Here is an 18,183-nt window from a genome sequence, read left to right as displayed (position 1 = left end):
CCGTCCGGTCCGCGCGGAGGCGCCGGTGCCGGTGCGCCGTCCCGGTCACGGCACCAGGTCCTGTCGTCAAAGTCCCGCTTGGCCCGCGGCGCTGCTTTGACGACAGGACCTAGGAAGCGGCGGCGGGTTCGGCGTCCGGCACCTGCGGCGGGTCGCTGAGCTGCTCGCGCAGGTAGTTCCAGACCACCGCGATCAACGCCGCCACTGGTACCGCGAGAAGACTGCCCACGACGCCGGCGAGGCTGCCGCCCAGCGTCACCGCCAGCAGGACCACCGCGGCATGGAGGCCGAGTCCGCGACTCTGGATCATGGGCTGGAACACGTTCCCCTCGAGCTGCTGCACCCCGACGATGATCGCCAGCACGATCAGCGCGTCCGTCAGGCCGTTCGACACCAGCGCGATGAGTACGGCGACCAGACCGGCGAACAGGGCGCCGACGATCGGTACGAACGCGGACACGAAGGTCAGCACCGCCAGCGGGAGCACCAGGGGCACGCCCACGATCCACAGGCCGAGGCCGATGAAGACGGCGTCGAGCAGGCCGACGAAGGCCTGGGACCGCACGAACGAGCCCAGGGTCTCCCAGCCGCGTGCGGCCACGACCGGAACGTCGGTGGCGAGCCGCCCGGGGAGTTGGCGGGTGAGCCACGGCAGGAACCGCGGGCCGTCCTTCAGGAAGAAGAACATGAGGAAGAGCGCCAGAATGGCGGTGACCAGGCCGTTGAAGACGGTGCTGACGCCGGTGACGACGGTGGAGACCGCGGTGCCGACGCTGTTCTGGATGCGTGCGACCGCGGCGTCGAAGGCCCCGGTGATCTGGTCGTCGCCTATGTTCAGAGGCGGCCCGGCGGCCCACCCGCGCAGTTTCTGGATGCCTTCGACCACGCCGTCGGCGAGTTCGCCGGACTGGGACGCCACCGGCACCGCGATGAGCGCCACGATCCCCGAGGCGAGGACGAGGAACAGCACGGTCACGAGGGACGCGGCCAAGGCGGGCCGCCACCCGCGCCGGCGCAGGAACGCGGCCAGGGGCCAGGTCAGGGTGGTGAGCAGCAGGGCCACTATGAGCGGCCAGACGATCGACCACATCCGCCCCAGGAGCCACAGTGCTGCTGCGGCCATCACGAGTACCAGCAACAACTCGACGGAGACGCGCGCCGACGTCCGGAGCGCGGCGGCGGTTTTCGTGGAACTCAACGTGGCAGGCATGGGGCCACCCTATGGGTAGCGCATCGGCGCTCCGGCACCCCCCGTCGCCCGCAAGAAAGCCCCGTGCGCAGCGGTACGGCCGACCGCGCCGGCCGGCGTGCGCGGCCGCCGCCCGGGCGCCGTTCGAGCCGTGTCCGGTGCATTGACAGGAGATGAACGCGGCTGGAGGCTGAGAGCGCTCTCAGGATTCAACGCATGCATCCGCCGCCTCTGCGCCGAGCCCCGAGGGCGCCCCCACCTCCCGCCGACGGGAGGTCCCCCCCACAAGGAGGACAAGCGTGTCTCGCTTATCCAGACTCCTGGCATTCGCGGTTTCGGCGCTGGTGCTCGGCACGGGCCTGACGGTCCTCGATCCGTCGACCCCGGCGACGGCCATACCAGCGACCATCCCCCTGACGATCAAGAACAACTCCGCACGCAGCGAACCGGTGTACATCTACAACCTCGGCACGCTGCTCTCCACGGGCCAGCAGGGCTGGGCCGACGCCAACGGGACGTTCCACCCCTGGCCCGCGGGCGGCAATCCCCCCACCAACGCGCCCGACGCCTCGATAGCGGGTCCGGCCGTCGGGCAGACCAAGACGATCCGGATGCCCAAGTTCTCGGGCCGCGTCTACTTCTCCATCGGTCAGAAGATCGTCTTCAAGCTCACCACGGGCGGCCTGGTGCAGCCCGCCGTGCAGAACCCGTCGGACCCCAACCGCAACGTCCTCTTCAACTGGTCCGAGTACACCCTCAACGACGCCGGCCTGTGGATCAACAGCACCCAGGTCGACCAGTTCTCGGTCCCGTACGCGGTGGGCGTGAAGGCGGCGGGCGGTACGGTCAGCACCACCGGCCGGCTCAAGCCGGGCGGGTACGGGGCCGTGTTCGCTCAGCTGCGCGCGGCCGGATGGGGCGGGCTCATCCAGAACCGTCCCGACGGTACGCCGCTGCGCGCCCTCGCGCCCGGGCACGGCATCGAGGCGGGCGCCCTCCCGGCCGGTGTCATGAACGACTACATCAACCGCGTCTGGAGCAAGTACAGCTCCTCCACGCTCACGGTGACGCCGTTCGCGAACCAGCCGCACACCCGCTACCACGGCCGGGTCTCGGGCAACGTCATGAACTTCACCAATGACGCGGGCGCCGTGGTCACCAGCTTCCAGAAGCCGGACTCCGACAGCGTCTTCGGCTGCTACAAGCTCCTGGACGCGCCCAACGACCTCGTCCGCGGCCCGATCTCCCGCACCCTGTGCGCGGGCTACAACCGCTCGACCCTCCTGACCAACCCCAACCAGCCGGACGCCGGCAGCGCCGACTTCTACAAGGACGCCGTCACCAACCACTTCTCCCGCGCCATCCACGCGCAGATGGTCGACGGCAAGGCCTACGGCTTCGCCTTCGACGACGTGGGCGCCCACGAGTCGCTGGTCCACTACGGCAATCCGCAGGAGGCCTTCATGACGCTGGAACCGTTCAACCCGTAGCACTCCGCCGAGGGTGCGGGGGTGCGGACCCGGCAACGGGCCCGCACCCCCGCACCGTGCCGCGCCATCGACCCGGACCGCCGTGCGAACTCCCGCTGCGCGCAGCCCCCTGGACGCCGGACACTCCGATTGGTTGAGCCACTCAGCCCACTCAGCCACTGACCGCTCACGTACGCGAACGCCACCGTGCCCGGGAGGGCCCACGGAGACGCTGCCCCGCGAGACCATCGTCGACGTCCTGGAGGGCAGGCTGCGTAACGGCGGTTGTCGTAGCGGGTAGCCACCGCCCGGTGCTGCCTCAGCCTGTTGATGGCGCGCTCGACGGTGTTGCGCTTCTTGTACCGCTCGTCGTCAAAACCGGGCGGCCGCCCGCCGCGTGAGCCCTTGCGTAGGCGGACGGCCTGGCTGTCGAGCTTCTCGGGGATCGTGTGCCGGATGCCCCGGCGCCGCAGGTAGTTCCGGATGGGCCCGTTGCTGTATGCCTTGTCGGCGGCGACGCTGTCGGACTTCCTGCGGGGCGTGCCCGGCCCAAGCTTCGGGACACGGATCTTCTCCAAGACCGGCTTGAACTGGGTGCAGTCCGCCCGCTGACCTGGTGGGACGATCAGAGACAGCGGGCGGCAGCGGCCATCCGCGCTCAGGTGGAGCTTGGTGGTGAACCCGCCCCGCGAGCGGCCCAGGCCCTCACCTCCCGCACCACCTCCACCAGGCGGGCGTGCAGGCTCTGCCACGGCGTTCGTCGTGGTGTTCGGGGACTTCGGCTCCCTTTCGAGCCGGGCGCCGGCGGTGGGCCGGTGCGGGCACCCGCCGCATGCTGATGCGCACGAACGATGGTTGAGTCGACCGAGACGTCCCAGTCGATCTCGCCTGCGGCGTCGGCTGCGGCCTGAACCTGCTGGAGCAAACGCTCCCATGTCCCGTCGGCAGACCACAGCCGGTGCCGTTCGTAAACCGTCTTCCACGGCCCGAAGCGTTCCGGCAGATCTCGCCAGTGAACACCGGTCCGCACCCGATGCAGAATCCCGTCGATCACCTGCCGGTGTTCCCGCCACCGGCCACAACGCCTGTTGCTGACCAGCAGAAACGGACGCAGACGTTCCCACTCGGCATCACTCAGATCACCCCGCCCCATGCCCGGAACAACGAGCAGCTCAGATGGGGAGTACCGGCGTCTACGATCGAGGAATGGACCACTACGAGAAGACGGCGCATCTGGAGTGGTGAGCCAACCCATCCACCTGCCTGGCTCGCATCCCGATCAGAGCGACGGCCACCGCCAGCATGGGTGCGTGGGAGGCAGTGTTCTCGCGCCCTCTCGACCACGGAGGCCGCGAGAATCTGAAACAGTTCATGGGCGCGGACCCCTGCTTTACCCTTCGCTTCGACGCCTCAGCCGTCGAAGACCAAACAGAGGACTTCGACGGCGTTGATCACCTTCGACTGACCGTCACCCCCGAGGCGTAAAAGCCGGGCAGCCCGACATGGACGGCCGGACGAGTTCTAGTCCTTCGGCTCACCTGGACGGGCCCCAGTCAAGAGGCGCGCGGGAGTGTTCAACCCCCTGCGGGAGGCTCCCACGCCCCTGCCGAAGGCCTCGTCGAAGTCGCACAGTTCAAGGAACACTTGGAAGGGCCAGGACGGGGTCCAATTTGGACCTACTGGTTCGAACGCCGGGGGGGGAGGACCATGCGCAAGGTCATCGGGTCGGGCGTCGTGCTCTGCACGGTTGTCGGGCTGGGCCTTTGGAAGGCCGACGCGGCTGAGATCGCTCCGGCTGCCGCGAATACTGACTGCCCGGCCGAGATCGGCCAGGGCAACGCCGGACCGTGTGTCACCGAGCTCCAGCACCAGCTCAACCAGCTCGGTACCCGGCCGCAGCTTGCGGTAGACGGGATCGCCGGCGTCAAGACGAAGCAGGCGATCATCCGCTTCCAGCATACGCCCAGCCTGAGGGCAGACGGAATCGCCGGACCGAAGACGAAACGCGCCATCCTGGACGCCCTCGCCACCCCTGCACCGCCTATCCAAGCACCGCCCCCTCCGGCACCGCCCGCACCTGCTCCACGGCCGGAGTGGAAGCTGGAGAGGGGCACATATGTCTTCAACCGCACCTTCACCCGTCAGATCGCCGACAACCCCGACGGGTACAAGCTGGAAAAGAGCAATCAGGAGCTCGTCCAGTGCAACATAGGCGGGTTGCTCGTCGGCAAGCTCCCCATTGCTGGGAAGTACATCGAACTGGTCAAGACGGACCTCTGTGATCACATGAGTGAATGGGCGGCCCACGACCTGGAGGCGACTGCGAAGGAGGCGGCAGCAGCGAATGCCTGCCTGTTGGGTACGACCGGGGACTACGCCGGCTCCCTCCAGGGCGGGGAAACCTTCCGCGTCGAGCGCGGCGGGAAATGCTGGGGGTAGAACTTCCCACTCCGCGCGGATGACAGCTTCGGCCTTTGGTGTGCGATCTACCCGTGCCGCCCGTCTAGTGGCAGAATCAGGTGCTCTTTCCGAATAGCTGCTGGGTTGATCAGGGGGTTGCTTATGGGGCCGTACGGAGCTTCGGGACGCTGCACCAAATGCGGGACTTGGCTGAGTGCGGAGCCCCAGGAACGCCTCCACTGCAGCAAGTGCAACTTGACCGCTGGGCGCCCCAGGAGGTACTTCGAGGAGCCTGAGTCGCGTGCCAGCCGAGCTGGCCTACCGCTCGTGTTAGGGGCGTTCATCGTTCTCCCGCTCGGCGGTGCCTGGCTCTTCGTGCAGAAGAAGTTCCCCATGTGGTCTGCGGACGACGAGCTCGGAGGGTTCCTCGAGCTGTTGATGATCATTGCGGGTAGCGCGGCAGTTCTTGTGGCGATAACACGTGCACTTGTGCCTTCTCAGGGCGGGTATCGCCACGAACATCTTCGTACCGAAGCGACGTGTTCCCATTGCAGGGGTGGTGGGCTGGTGCACGTCTGGATCCATAAGGGGACGCGTATCGGTGATCCGTGTCCCAAGTGCGAAGGGCGCGGAAGCACCATCACAACCTGGTGAGCGGCCGCCCGTTGTTCCGTACGCTCCCTCCCATTTCCATCACAGAGCTGTCTGGTCGCGGCCTGACGAACCTTCCTACGACCCCACACTCACCCGCAGCTCCTTCGCGATGACTGCGGTCTCCTCACCCGCGGCGACAGGGCTTCGGCGTAGTCGCGTGATGTCCGGTTCTTGATCATCCGAGGCTGAGGAGTACGAGGGGGCGGCGTAGTACAAGCTATGGATGACATCCGGTTGATCGGGCTGGACGCAGGCGTAGGGCGAAGCCACGAGGATTTTCGGACTAACAAGCGGGGCATCCTCGTGGAGATCACTTGCGAGTGGGAGGGCCCGCGGGACTGGCGGCGGCAGGGCCTCTTCTGTGGGTCGAATGTTTGGGGATCGAACAGGTGAAAGACGGGGGACACGGGGGGTGCTGTGAGCGCGACGCCGAACGAAGCCTTTGCTGATGTGCTGCTGGCTGAACTGAACGGCCGTACCACAGCGGACGGCAGACGCCGCATCGTGGAAACCGTCGACGATTCAGTGATGACGGCCGCGACGGTGGCCATTCTCCGAGACATTTTGGACCACATCACCGACTACGATTTCGAGAGAACGGACAACAGTACATTTTCTGAATCCCTCCATGCGGCGCGCCAGCGCCTGTTGGACGAACCAGACGGGCCCACAGCACCTGTCATCGGGTTCGTCTCGCTGATCAGCCTCAACGTAACTCTCCTGGCTCGGCGTTTCGAGTCACCCGATGCCGAGAAGCAGCGCCTTGCCGATCGCTATGCCGACTCGCTGTTCCCCGACCCGGCGATCGGCCGGGCGATCGAGCTGGTCTATGGCCCCCTCGGGCACCCAACCACCAGCCCCGGTGAAGCGGACTTCTGGTCGACCGTGGACTTTCCGAGCCTGCGGTACCACAAGGCGGGGACCACTTCATTTATCCTGCGGGGCAACAAACGAGTTCCGGACAACGAGGCCGGTGCTCGCAGCCCGTTGGCCGTCAAATGCGTTCTGTTTCCCTGGAACAAGCTGGCCGCCATTTCCCGGGCTACAGATCAATACGCTCAGCGCTACGGCGCCCAGTCCGTTTCGCCGCAAGTGGTCAAGCCCACCGCCTCCTCCGGGCAGTGGGTGCTGATGCCCTTCCAGGAGGGAGAAACCCTCGGAGAGATCCTCGCAGGGTTCGAGGCAGGGTCTCCGGTCATGGCCGCCAGGATCGCTATGGCGGAGGAAGTGGCGGGTAAAGTCACCACAGCCCTGCACGAACTCGCCTGCCGGACACCTGTCGTCGACGCCGATCCCCAGCGCCAGCATTTCGACCTGTCGCCCAACAACGTCATCATCGACGCGCAGGGCAACGCGATGCTCATCGACCTGGGCATCAATCACCTTTACAGCCGGCAAGTAGGAATCGCCGAACATGACGACGCCGTTTACGTCGCACCCGAGATCAAAAACAACAAGAAGGCGTCGCAGACCGCCGACGTCTACTCACTCGGCATCATCCTCATGCAGATCCTGGCTGGCGCACCGCCGCGCGACGGGCGGACACCAGAGATCATCTGGTCCACCAGCCCCAATCTGGGGCGTCTTCTGGAGGATCTGATAGAAGAACGCCCCGAGCGTCGACTGCTCGCCGTACCCCACGCACAGGGACTTGGGTATGACATCCTCCGCCAGCGGCTGGCTTTCTGTTTCGAACTCGTCCACCAAGAACCGGTAGCCGAGGCGAGCTTCCTCAGGTACCTGGCGTCCCGTGTGGCTCCTACCTCACGCGAGTTCTCAACCCAGTTCGAGCAGTGGCGGCAGTGTCGTGACGAATCCGAGTTCCGGGGGCCCTACGACAGGTACCTGCTGCTCTTCACCACCCTGTCCTCACTGGCGTGGTGGTTCATCGTATCCAAGACAGCCTTGGTCACTGTGCAGGCCATCGCCGTCGGTGAGGCAGAAGGGCTGCCCACCGGACCCGAGCTCTACGCCAAAGTCATCGCCCTTTCCCAAGGGCTGGTGGCGGCCAAGTTCTACCAGACGGTCTTAGCTCGGGTGACGACGCGTGGAATACCGGGTTTTCGCGCCCGTTGTACTGAGGTCGCGATGCGCTCCATGGCTCTGGTGGCGGTCCCGACGACCGTGCTCTCCACTTTCAGCTCCGATTGGTACTGGGTGTGGCCCTGGACATGTGCGGGAGGTGCCGTGGCCGTCGCCCTGAGCAATTGGGCCACGTGGTCGACAGCCAACGATCTCCTACGGAAGTCCGAGGACTTCCTGTCGACCACACCTGACGCGAGCCGTCGCTTCGCTCGTGGTTATGAGCAGTGGTGGTGGACGATGCTGCTCTACGCCGCGATTATCGCCACGATCGGGGCCGGAGTCCAGGCGGGGCAACTTAAGGACACGCCCGCGTACGTCTTCATCCTGGTTGTGATCACCGTCGGGGTGCACTACGGAACCAAATGCGCGGCTGCCGGCCCGGCGGTCTGCGGCAGTATCGCTCGTGCCTTCTCCGCCGGACAGCGACTGGAGATACTCCGGCGCCGAGGCATTAGCTAACTAGTTCTTGCATAGTGGGTGGTGAGACGTCGAGCGCCCCGCCGGGTGGTCTTTCAGCTCGATCGTGCCAAGTCAGGTTGGCTCTCTGCCGGTGGAGAGCAGGCCGACGACAGCCTGGACGGTGTCGCTCATGTACTCGCGGCGGCCGAGATGGCGGGCGAGGGCTTCGACGTACTCCGAAATCCGGTTCATGGCGGTTTGCCAGGTTGATCGGCCAGGGAGAGCGGAACAGGCACGGCTTCCAAGATCATGGAATTTTCGACGCCCCGTGACCTGCCTGAAAGTCCGTACCTGCCGAATCATCATCGCTGATCCCGTCTGCCCTTGACCAACTCCGTGAGCATCCAGACGTCGCGCCGGAAGAAGTGCCCCGGCTGCTGGACCGCCTCGCCCAGGTGCCCGATCCTCGTGATCCCCGTGGAGTGCGCCACGCTCTGGTCGGCGTCCTTGCCCTGGCCGCCTGCGCGGTGCTGGCGGGGGCAATGTCGCTGCTGGCGGTCGGCGAATGGATCGCCGACTGGCGCGAGCGCCTTCAGTTGCCGCAAAAGCCACACACCAGCCATCAGATCCGCGGCAACTGGCGCTAACTATTCGGCGATTCGTATGAAACGAGCGCCATTCTCAGGCTTGCGCCACATCCGGTTGGCGTGGGCCCCTGCTGGGATATTCGTACCGAAATGCACAGGTGACCGCGTGATTGGCTAGAAGTCGCCGGCCTTGGAACGTCGGCGCACCGCCCGCGAGCGGGTCCTGCGCCTCCACCACGGGCGTGCGTCGCGTTTCGCCGGGGCAGGGGCCGGCACGGTGCGGATCAGTGTCCGGCCGCGGTCTTCACCACCGCCACCGCCGTTCCGATCGCCGCATCGATCCCCCCGGCCAGCAGCGCGAACGCCGTTCCCCCGCCCATGCGGAGCCCTCCGTAGCAGCCCCATGCGAACAGGGTGGCGACATTGACCCCGGCGGCGGTGAGCAGGGCGGTGTCCAGGCCCATGACGCCCAGTGCGGACACGCCGATCAAGAGGAGGGGCCCCACCGCGGACAACAGCAGCGGGCTGCTGACGAAGAGCATCGAACGCAGCTCCCGTCCCGTGGCGAGAGCCCCGTGCGTCACCCGGTGGGCCTGCTGGTCGGCGACGAGCGCGGCGAGCCACAGACCCACGGAGGCCGTCACCACGGTCGCCGCCGCGCCGAACAGGTCCGTGTGGCCGCTGCCGGCCAGCCCGATGACGACCGAGATCATGGTGATCGTCGCGTAGAGCCGTTCCTTGAGTTGCGCCGCGGCCGCAGGCGGTGCCACCGCACGTTCCGTCACACGGGCCACCGTAGGGGACCGCTGCACCGGCAGACCGAAACCACACCGGCCCTGCGGCGGCACGCAGCCTATCTGATCAGGCAGTTGCCCCCGCAGCATCCTGGGGCGGCCCCCTCTTCTCGGAATGGCTGCGTCCGCCGCACCGCCTTCGAGACAATCCGTGGACGTCGGTCCGGCGGCCAGTCCGTCCCACCCCTAGGAGCAGCCGGTGTCGTCGCAGGAGATCGACTTCACGCTCACCCCCGAACAGGCCGCCTACGGCGTCATACTCAACGCCACCCTCCCGACGGGCCCCGCCCGCCTGCGCATCCCGTCCTGTCGCGACGGTGACCTCGTCCGGGCCCGGGTCGGTGACCAGGAGGTGCTGCTGCGCATCAGGGTGGCCGCCGCCCAGCCGTCGGGCCCCCAGCCGTCGGGCCCCCAGCCGTCGGGCCCCCAGCCGTCGGGCCCCCAGCCGTCGGGCCCCCAGCCGTCGGGCCCCCCGCCGACGGGCCCCCCGCCGACGGGCCCGCCCGCCCCGGCCCCGGCACCGGCGGCCTCGTCACGCACCGGATGCCTCGTCGCGGCCGGGGTCGTCGCGGCCGTGATCGTCGGCTTCTTCCTGATCGGCTCCGGCGACGACACCGACGGCAAGGCCTCCGCGTCCTCGACGCGCACCCCGTCGGCCGATTCCCCATCGCCGTACCCGTCGTACAGCCCGTCCTACAGTCCGTCATACGCCCCGGCCTACCCCACCGCCGACGCGGCGACCGAACCCGCGACCACGGCCCCGACCAGCGCGGCCCCCAGCCCGTACGACAAGGGCACCTGCCTCAACGGGACCCTGCCGGACTCGACGACGCCCCAGCGCGTCAACGACGTCGACGAGGTGCCCTGTTCGGCCTCCGACGCGCACTACCGCGTGATCGAAAGCATCCCCTTCACCTCCGACATGAACCGCTGCGACGCCTACCCCAAGACCGAGTACGCGTTCTCCTACCGCTACACCCTCAACGGCTCCGTGATCAACCAGTACGTGTACTGCCTCGTCGGCCTCGGCTCGTACGCCCGTTGAGGCCGGACCGGGCGGAAAATGCCCGGCGGAGCGGGCACGGGAGAGTGCTGCGTTCCGCCCGTCACCGCAGCCCGGATCGAGAAGCTCGACGCGGGCTTGGCGATATCGGCCCCCGCGATGGGCGGCCGGAGCTGCAACGTTCAGCCGACGCCGTTCGACTCGGCGGACCATGGCTCGTGCGACATGCCACAGTCTGGAGCCGGCGCGGGCACACATCCAGCACCGTCCGGCTGCCGCCGTATGCGCCCCATCTGAACCCCGTCGAGGCCGTCTGATCACTCGTGCGCGGAACGACGGCCAACGCCGCGTTCGCCACACCTGACGGCCTCCTCCTGTCGGGGAGGCACCGGTGTCCGTGGAGCGCTGTATGTCCCGCAGAGGGGCAGGGCTGTCATGAGATCGACGCCGAGCCGTGACCTCGCTCGATGATTCAACGATCATTCTCCTCCTAATCTGATCCTGTTCAAAACAGAGGGGGAACAGAGCAGTGAAGCTCAACAAGCGCCTGGCCGCGGTGGCCGCGGCCGCGGTGGTCGGCCCGACGGTCCTCATGTCCACGCCCGCCATGGCCGATGAGGCGGCGCAGCCCGCGGTGACCGTCCCGGACACCGAGCCGAAGGGCGACGCCGAGCCTGGAGGGACGCCCGAAGCGGCGCACGGGGCGGCGCCCGCGGTCACGGCCGGACCGGAGGCCGAGCAGACCGAGCCCCGGAAGGCGGAGAGCCGTAAGCCGGCGGGCCCCAAGTCCGAGCAGCGGACGCCCGCCGGCCAGCAGGCGTCCCCGGCGGCCGGGAAGACCTCGGACGACGACCTGTTCGACCAGCCCACCGGCATTCTGATGGGCCCCGAGGTCACCGTCCACGGCATACCCAAGGACGGGTTCAAGAAGGGCGGCAGCTGGACGAAGTTGACCGTGGAGGTCGACAACGCCGGTCACCGCGCCGTCCCGAACTACACGCCGACGATCCATGTCGTCGAGTGGGACGGGGCCTTCACCAGCTCCCAGGTCAAGGTCGAACGGCTGGTCGGCGGCGCCTGGCAGCCCGTCAAGGCCGTCACCGGTGAAGCCCTCGGACCCGGACTCCGGTACCCCCTGGGCGCCACCGCCTCCGTGGCCGCCGAGGCGAACTACACGGTGGACGTGCGGATCAGCTTCGCCGCCGACACCCCGGCCCTGCCCTTCGAGCTCTACGCCGACGGCGTCAGCCGGGACGGCTCACGTGTGAGCGCGTCCCCCGCAAGCTGGTACCAGACCAAGATCGAGGGCGCCGCTGACGGGGGCGAGGAACAGCCGACGGTCATCGAAGGGCCCGCTCTCACCGTGAGCGGGGTGCCCGCCTCCATCACGGCCGGTGGCGGCTGGGCCCAGGTCACCGTCCGCGTCGACAACGCCGGGAAGGACGCGCAGAAGGCTTTCGACCTGGGAATGACCGTGTCCCACCTGGACCGGTCCGGCATGAGCCGAGACCAGATCCAGGTCGAGGTGTACAGCAAGGACGAGAACGGCGTTCTCGGATGGCACCCGACGGAGGACCGGACCGGGGAGCGGGACGATTTCGCCTACCAACTCGCGTCCGGGCCCATCGGCAGCGGCAAGGCCTTCGATGTCCAGGTCCGGATCCGGGTGTCCGCCCAGGCGCCCACGGGCGACGTCAGCATCCGTGTCTGGGGCAGCGGGCCGTACGACGAGGAGTCCCACTCCCTGGTGCTGTCGCGCTCCAAGGCCCGACTGACCAAGATCGTCGCGCCCACGACGAACAACGGCGGCGGCACGGGAGGCAACGGCAGCGGCACCGGCACCGGCGAGAACACCGGCGGGACCGGCAACGAGCCGAAGCCCGACGGCGGCATGACCCCGATCGACACCGACACCGACACCAGCACGGGCGCCGGCACGGGGACTGGCACCGGCACTGGTGGGAGCACCGGCAACGGCTCCGCTCCCAGCGGTGGGGAACTCGCTGCCACCGGCACCGACCCCGCCACCTCATGGGCCCTCGGCGGCGCGGGCGTTGCGGTGGCCATGGGCGCCGCACTGATCGCCGGCACCGGCCGCCGGCGCCGCACCACGGCCTGAGACACCCCGATGCCGCCGCCCCTCCCGGAGTGCGGCGGCATCGACGCAGCGCGAGGAACGCGGTCAAGGCACGCTGCTACCTGTTGTCGTTACCTTGCTGGCGGTATTGGTCGTCGGCCTACCGATCACCGAGTGGTGTGTCTGCCGGACGTGGACGGGCTGCCCGGCTGGGCGGTGGTCGAGGCCGAGGTAGAGGCCGAGGACGGCGTCGACGGGTTCGAGGGCCGGGCCTCCCTGTGGTCCGTACGGTGGATGTTGTCGGCCCGTAGGCCCGCACTGTCCAGGGTGATGTTGAAGAAGACCTCCTCACCTGGGCGCAGATGGTCGTCCTTTCCCTGAATTGCCGAAGCTTCTGCATGTACATCAGGTCCGTCGCCTTCCTGGCTGATGAGACCGATTCCGCGGGCAGGGTCGAACCACTTCACGACACCGCATGGCGACACGCTTTCCCTCTCCGCTCGGGTCGGATCCGGAAGTCGACACTGTCCGCCTGATCCTTACCGGCGGGGAGGGCGTGAGCGGGGGCGTGAAGCAGCGGACCCCAGCGTGACTGCAGCCGACGGGCGCCCATGGTGGACAACGCGCCGCAGCCAGCCACCCGGACTGGCCGGAGCGGCGCTACGACGCTTCCTGAGGCTGCTCCGGCCCTTTCACCGTTGGTGCTGCAGGGCATCGGCGCCTGCGGCGATGACCGCGGCGAGCCGGTTGGCGAAGTCCGCGTTGCATCCGCCGAGCCGGACGAATCCGTGGCCTGCCACTGGCCCGTCGTTGCTCAGGGAGGGAAGGGTCATGTCCGCGCGCGCGAGCGCCGCTTGGAGGTTGGCGACGGCGTCTTCGCCGGCCTGGTAGGCGGCGTTCTGGCGCCGCCTGTACCGGATTCGTTCGGCGTGGGTCATCTCGTACGTCATGTTCCTGACCTTTCGCGGTAGAGGGACCCCGGTCTCGGGCAGGGCACGACCGCTGCCCGCGGCACGTCGTCGGGTGTGCCGCAGTGAGGGGACGCCCGGGGAGAAAAGGGGTGAGGTTCGGGCCGCAGCGCGGTGGGCGGGTCCAGGCGCGGCGCGGGAGGGGACAGGGTGGTAGGCCGTCGGGCTGAGTCTGCGTACGGCCCGTGACCATCGCTTTCGATCTTCGTTTCAAAGGTGCAGGCGACATCCGACGGTTTCAATTCCGGTGTGACGATCGAAGCAATCCCACGCCCGGCCGGCGGGACGCCACTCGTCATCGTGGCACTGCCTGGTACGACTGGCACGACTGGCACGACCCCGCATGCCTGGCGCGAGTGGCGCAGTCGTACACGCAGGGCCGTTGTGCGGTCTACCCGAATCCGTGACCGTGGGACGGAGACCGGACAGCTCTGCTGTCTGCTGCCGGGTAGCCGGGAGGAATCCTGTCCTGGCTGCGTCTGGCCCCGGCCGCCTGTCTGAGCTGGGCGGGCGCGGAGGCTGCCGGGTGGCGGTGTCGGGGCGCGGCCTGGCGTGGCGGCCGGGTGAGGGTGATTTGGCGGACCAGCTGCTGGAAGCATGCCAGTGCTGCGACGGCGGGTAGGGCGGACGCCGCCGCGGCGGTGATCGTTCTGGGCGCCTGGGCCACGCACAGCAGTGTGGCCAGGGTGGAGAACAGCAACACGATGGACCAGGAATGGAGTGCGCGGCGCTGGTGCAGAGCGGATCTGAGGATGGACAGGGAGGCGACCACCCAGGGACCGTAGATCAGCAGGGGCCACCAGATGATCACTTCGCGGGCCGTGTGGGGTGCGGCGCTGTGGCGCAGGGCGTCGCAGATGGCCAGCCCGCTGAGGATGCTCACCACGGCGGCGATGACGGCGACCAGCGCAGCCGTGAACAGACTTCCCGTTTGCAGCAGGGCCGCCACCGGCGGCCTCGACTGGCCACGACGACGGTGCCCGCTGGGGGCTGGTGAGGGCGGACGCTCGGCAGGGGGGTGCGGCGGCCCGGCAACGAATCCGATGGTGCCGGTCGTCTCGCTGATCCCGTCGAATCCGACTCGGGTGAAGGGCTCCGACAGCCCACCTGTGGTGTTCTGTTGGAGAAGGCCGGCGAGTTCTGCCGCGGGGTCCCACGGCGGATGCGCCTCGCCGGGCCCGCCCAGCGGTTGTTCGGGGGAGGGCTGCTGTAGGTGTTCTGGTCGGTCCCAGTAGGCGGAGACATCCGGCGGGAGGTGGAGGCCTTGGGTGCCCGGGTATCCGTACGGCTCATACACGGGCGCTGCCATCCGAGCACTCGCGGGCAGGCGTCGCTGACGGTGCCGCCTTCCCCGACCGTCTGCCGAAGTCAATTTGGATCATGCTCATCGTATGGAGGAAGTCCTCGAAGATCGACGAGGAGTATTGAAGATCGATTTCCAGACTCTCGTGTTCCAGCGTTGCGTTCCGGGTCTTGCCGCCGTCGGTTGAGAGCGGAGTGAACATCCACTTCCCGATCCGAGTGGTCCGGGAGGGAAAGCCGCCTCCCTGCCCGTCTTCCTGCGCAGTCTCGCAGGGGGTGACGGGGTGCTTTGCTGTTGTCATATTCCATAAACGCTCTCGGTGTTGGTCTGGGTGTGTGCCATTCGGGTGATGGTGGTGGACGAAAAGACGTTGACGCTGTCCTATCGGTTCTGCAAACCACCCCGGAGTCGCAGCCCCCGCGCCCTTTCGTGTCGGCCGTCGCCCCTCGCTGCGGCGCCGTCATCCCTCTGTGCCCATCGGCGTTGAGCCCCCTCGCCGGCTCCGCGAATCCGCTTCCCAGGCGTCGGGCGGCACACCATCGCCGACGGATCATCAGTAAGTAGACAAAGATGCCAAAGTCGGCGTATTGCTGCGCATGGCTGCAATCGGAGGAGAGGGCGCAACTCTGCATATGCCTCCGCGTTATGCCGAGGGATCGCACGGGGGCTTCGGTCCTGTGTGCGTACTTGGACCCCGGCCTTTGAAAGGACCAGTTGTGGGAGGCATCCTCCTGTGGATCATGCTGATCTTGGTCGCACTGGCGACCAGTTGCACGGCGTTGACGTCATCGGCGACCGGCCGACTCTGTCATCTGGACACCCTCGAACTGAGGCGTCGGCAACGTTTCAAGCACATCATCTCCCTCCATGTCGACGCCGTCCGGTCGTCTCATGCGGCGGCTGCGGCACCACCCGAGGGGGAGCCGATCGGTCTCTCGCCTCGTCCGAGCGGGGAGCCGCTGCGGGTCGTCGATGAGCCGTGTTGGCCTTGCTGTACCCCAGACCGTTAGGCAGGAGGGCGCCTCGTCGACAGCCGGCACCGCTCGCTGAACGGCTGCGACGCGGACGGCTCACCGGCCCCCGACTACTCCTCCCCGGCGCGATGGCGTATGGGATCGCCGGGTTATCACTTTGCGAGCCGGGCCCGAAGAGCCGGGTGCGGCAGGCTGATATGCCATCCAATTCCGTACGCCAGTAGGCCGTTCCGCCGACACCCCGGGTCAGACGCCCACCAGGTCGGAAAGGCGGTTGATGTCCTTGAAAAACCCCCGCATTCCGTACATTGCCGTGCGTGGTAAAACCCCGGCAATCCGGACACGGGTGAGGGAGTGCAGAAACCCCGGCAATCCGTCTAATGCCCGGTTTCGCCTGTCGTGCGGGGCATGCTGAAGCGGCTACCTTGTTCCAATTCCTGCTGATGAACCTCTGTTTTGGGAGCCGAAGGGAATGTCAGGACATGCGTGAACAGAAAGAATTATTATCTGCCTGTTGCTGTGAAATTCTCCCGAGGCAACGGGCGACGAGCCACCCCCCGCCCAGGGGTACCCCCTGCCGGTCTTACCCTCACCAGGAGGATCGTCTGTCGCTCCCCGATCGGCAGAAGGCCCAAGGTCCCCCGCAGGGGCGGGCGCAGTCAGGGGTGAGGGTTGCGTGAGGAGGGCCACCGGCACCAACCTGGCTGCTCGCAGCCTGCGCTCGGTGGTGACGCGGGTGGCACGCACGGTGCGGGTGGCACTGATGCGGGTCACCCGCCGCCTGGCTGACCGGGGCGGCGTCAGCGGAAACGCCCCGCCGTACACGAACGCGAGCTCGATTCGCGCACTTCAGGATGAGTACCGAGCGGGTTTCTCCCTACCCCAGCTTCCTCCTGCGAGGGCCGCGAGCGACTACCGGGAATGTCCCTGGTGCCGAGCCCTCGGCACTCCCGAGCCTCGTGGCCGGTCCGGGCCCCCGGACCATTCATGATGACGCCGCCGACCTCACGCACATCCGGGGTGCTCAGCTCCAGCGTGGTGCGCCTCCGGGCGCCCAAGTCGGGGTCCCGCACCGGCTCGGCCCGTTCGATCCAGGCGTCCACCTGCTCGGGCGTGGGGTCGTCGGGCAGCTCGAGCTGAAGGTGCGCAGGCGATCATGCACGGGGGTGTCGACGTCGCCCACGCCGGATGGTCCCGGGCTCGACGGCATGGCACGTCATCAACAGGCCCCCATTCGTGGCAATCTGCTGGCCAGGACAGTGACATGAGGCCGGAGGTAGCCCGCCCGTGGCGGCGATCAGCAATCCCACCGTCGCGCGACGGCGCTTGGGGGCCGAGCTGCGCCGGCTGCGTCAGGCCAGTGGGCTCAAGAGCACCGAGGTGGCCGAGCGGCTCATGGTCTCCCAGCCCAAGATCAGTCACCTGGAGAACGGCCGTCGCGCCATCAACCCCCGTGATGTGCGCGATCTGTGCGCGATGTACGGAGTGACGGACCAGAGGGTCGTCGAGTCGCTGATGGAGATGGCCAGGGACTCCGGCCGACAGGGCTGGTGGGACGTCTACGGCGAGCTCCCGGACAGCGTCTACATGTCCCTGGAGACCGGCGCCGCCTCGATCCACACCTACGAGCCCCTGATGGTCCCCGGTCTGCTGCAGACCCCCGCCTACGCCGAGGCCGTCATCGGGGAGGCGATTCCCCCGCTGACCGTGGAACAGGAGGGGGCGCGCTTGAAGGTGCGGCTGCGCCGTCAGCACCGGATCTACGACCCGGCGCGCCCGCTGCGTCTGTGGGTCGTCCTGGACGAGTCGGTTCTGCGTCGTGTCGTCGGTGGCCCGGACGTCATGCGCGAGCAACTGGAGCACCTGGAGGCGCTCGGCGGCGAGCCGCACATCACCGTGCAGGTCCTCCCCCACGCGATCGGGGCTCACCCGGGCCTGTCGGGGCAGTTCTCCCTGCTGAGGTCCGCCGACAGCCCGCAGGTGGAGGTGGTGTACCTGGAGCGGTTCACCAGCGATGTCCACCTGGAGAAGCCATCCGACGTGCAGCGCTACAGCGCGATGTACGACCGCCTCCAGACCCGGGCCCTCGACCCGGACCGCAGCGGCCGGTTCATCGCAGAGGCCGTCACGTCGTACATCGACGCGGACGGAGGGAGCCGCGGCCCGCGGGGCAGCCGAAGCGGAGGGGAGGAAGGCCGCGGCCTGTTCGGCGGCTGTCGATAGCCGCGGCCGGCCCGATGCCGGATGGTGGTCGTCCGGCCGGACAGGCGGCCTGCCCGTC

12 protein-coding genes and 1 pseudogene are annotated in these 18,183 nt (G+C 67.9%); 7 read left to right on the top strand and 6 right to left on the bottom strand.

Translation table 11 applies throughout. The features are described 5' to 3' along the window. Positions 1–109: 109 nt before the first annotated feature. Positions 110–1,210, bottom strand: a complete 1,101-nt coding sequence (locus ACFWU6_RS19645) for an AI-2E family transporter (protein ID WP_383802021.1) — start codon at positions 1,208–1,210, stop codon at positions 110–112. 278 nt (positions 1,211–1,488) lie between these two features. On the opposite strand from ACFWU6_RS19645, the gene ACFWU6_RS19640 reads away from it, so the two are divergent. After that, on the top strand, positions 1,489–2,679 hold the full coding sequence (locus ACFWU6_RS19640; protein WP_383982164.1) for a glycoside hydrolase family 64 protein: 1,191 nt from the start codon (positions 1,489–1,491) through the stop codon (positions 2,677–2,679). Between the two features lie 248 nt (positions 2,680–2,927). On the opposite strand, the pseudogene ACFWU6_RS19635 reads toward ACFWU6_RS19640, so the two are convergent. Beyond that, positions 2,928–3,811: pseudogene (locus ACFWU6_RS19635) on the bottom strand (IS5 family transposase); the annotation flags it as partial. Positions 3,812–4,365: 554 nt separating this feature from the next. Here ACFWU6_RS19635 and ACFWU6_RS19630 point away from each other — a divergent pair. From ACFWU6_RS19630 to ACFWU6_RS19620, 3 genes are all read left to right on the top strand, one after another. Then, a complete protein-coding gene (locus tag ACFWU6_RS19630; protein ID WP_383982162.1) occupies positions 4,366–5,097 on the top strand; it encodes a peptidoglycan-binding protein in 732 nt (243 codons plus the stop codon). Between the two features lie 1,032 nt (positions 5,098–6,129). After that, entirely contained in the window at positions 6,130–8,256 is a 2,127-nt protein-coding gene (locus tag ACFWU6_RS19625) for a protein kinase (RefSeq protein WP_383982160.1), read from the top strand. Between the two features lie 422 nt (positions 8,257–8,678). Beyond that, positions 8,679–8,843 carry a hypothetical protein gene (locus ACFWU6_RS19620; RefSeq protein WP_383982158.1) on the top strand — a complete coding sequence of 55 codons (165 nt, stop codon included), beginning with the start codon at positions 8,679–8,681 and terminating at the stop codon, positions 8,841–8,843. A 224-nt stretch (positions 8,844–9,067) separates the two neighbouring features. On the opposite strand, the gene ACFWU6_RS19615 is transcribed toward ACFWU6_RS19620, so the two are convergent. Continuing rightward, positions 9,068–9,568 carry a hypothetical protein gene (locus ACFWU6_RS19615; RefSeq protein WP_383982156.1) on the bottom strand — a complete coding sequence of 167 codons (501 nt, stop codon included), beginning with the start codon at positions 9,566–9,568 and terminating at the stop codon, positions 9,068–9,070. A gap of 208 nt (positions 9,569–9,776) precedes the next feature. Here ACFWU6_RS19615 and ACFWU6_RS19610 point away from each other — a divergent pair, with 208 nt between their 5' ends. Continuing rightward, positions 9,777–10,622, top strand: coding sequence for a hypothetical protein (locus ACFWU6_RS19610; protein WP_383982154.1), 846 nt, complete (start codon positions 9,777–9,779; stop codon positions 10,620–10,622). A gap of 487 nt (positions 10,623–11,109) precedes the next feature. Then, the gene (locus ACFWU6_RS19605) at positions 11,110–12,699 is read left to right on the top strand and encodes a hypothetical protein (protein WP_383982152.1); all 1,590 of its coding nucleotides are present in this window, start codon (positions 11,110–11,112) and stop codon (positions 12,697–12,699) included. Positions 12,700–12,824: 125 nt separating this feature from the next. Here ACFWU6_RS19605 and ACFWU6_RS19600 read toward each other — a convergent pair whose 3' ends face one another. The 3 genes from ACFWU6_RS19600 to ACFWU6_RS19590 form a co-directional block, all read right to left on the bottom strand. Then, on the bottom strand, positions 12,825–13,124 hold the full coding sequence (locus ACFWU6_RS19600) for a cold-shock protein (RefSeq protein WP_383982150.1): 300 nt from the start codon (positions 13,122–13,124) through the stop codon (positions 12,825–12,827). A 225-nt stretch (positions 13,125–13,349) separates the two neighbouring features. After that, positions 13,350–13,607, bottom strand: a complete 258-nt coding sequence (locus ACFWU6_RS19595; RefSeq protein WP_383802043.1) for a hypothetical protein — start codon at positions 13,605–13,607, stop codon at positions 13,350–13,352. A 409-nt stretch (positions 13,608–14,016) separates the two neighbouring features. Further along, entirely contained in the window at positions 14,017–14,574 is a 558-nt protein-coding gene (locus ACFWU6_RS19590; RefSeq protein WP_383802046.1) for a hypothetical protein, read from the bottom strand. 2,615 nt (positions 14,575–17,189) lie between these two features. Here ACFWU6_RS19590 and ACFWU6_RS19585 point away from each other — a divergent pair. After that, on the top strand, positions 17,190–18,125 hold the full coding sequence (locus ACFWU6_RS19585; RefSeq protein ID WP_383802052.1) for a helix-turn-helix domain-containing protein: 936 nt from the start codon (positions 17,190–17,192) through the stop codon (positions 18,123–18,125). Positions 18,126–18,183 lie beyond the last annotated feature (58 nt).

This window comes from Streptomyces sp. NPDC058674, from assembly GCF_042716505.1.
Lineage (GTDB): Bacteria > Actinomycetota > Actinomycetes > Streptomycetales > Streptomycetaceae > Streptomyces.
The sequence above is the reverse complement of the archived record's forward strand: the minus strand, read 5'-3'. Positions and strand labels throughout refer to the sequence as shown.

What these genes read in the sequence shown, in the direction of transcription:
- ACFWU6_RS19645 (WP_383802021.1), bottom strand. Translation starts at nt 1,210, where the DNA reads ATGCCTGCCACGTTGAGTTCCACGAAAACCGCCGCCGCGCTCCGGACG.
- ACFWU6_RS19630 (WP_383982162.1), top strand. Translation starts at nt 4,366, where the DNA reads ATGCGCAAGGTCATCGGGTCGGGCGTCGTGCTCTGCACGGTTGTCGGG.
- ACFWU6_RS19595 (WP_383802043.1), bottom strand. Translation starts at nt 13,607, where the DNA reads ATGACGTACGAGATGACCCACGCCGAACGAATCCGGTACAGGCGGCGC.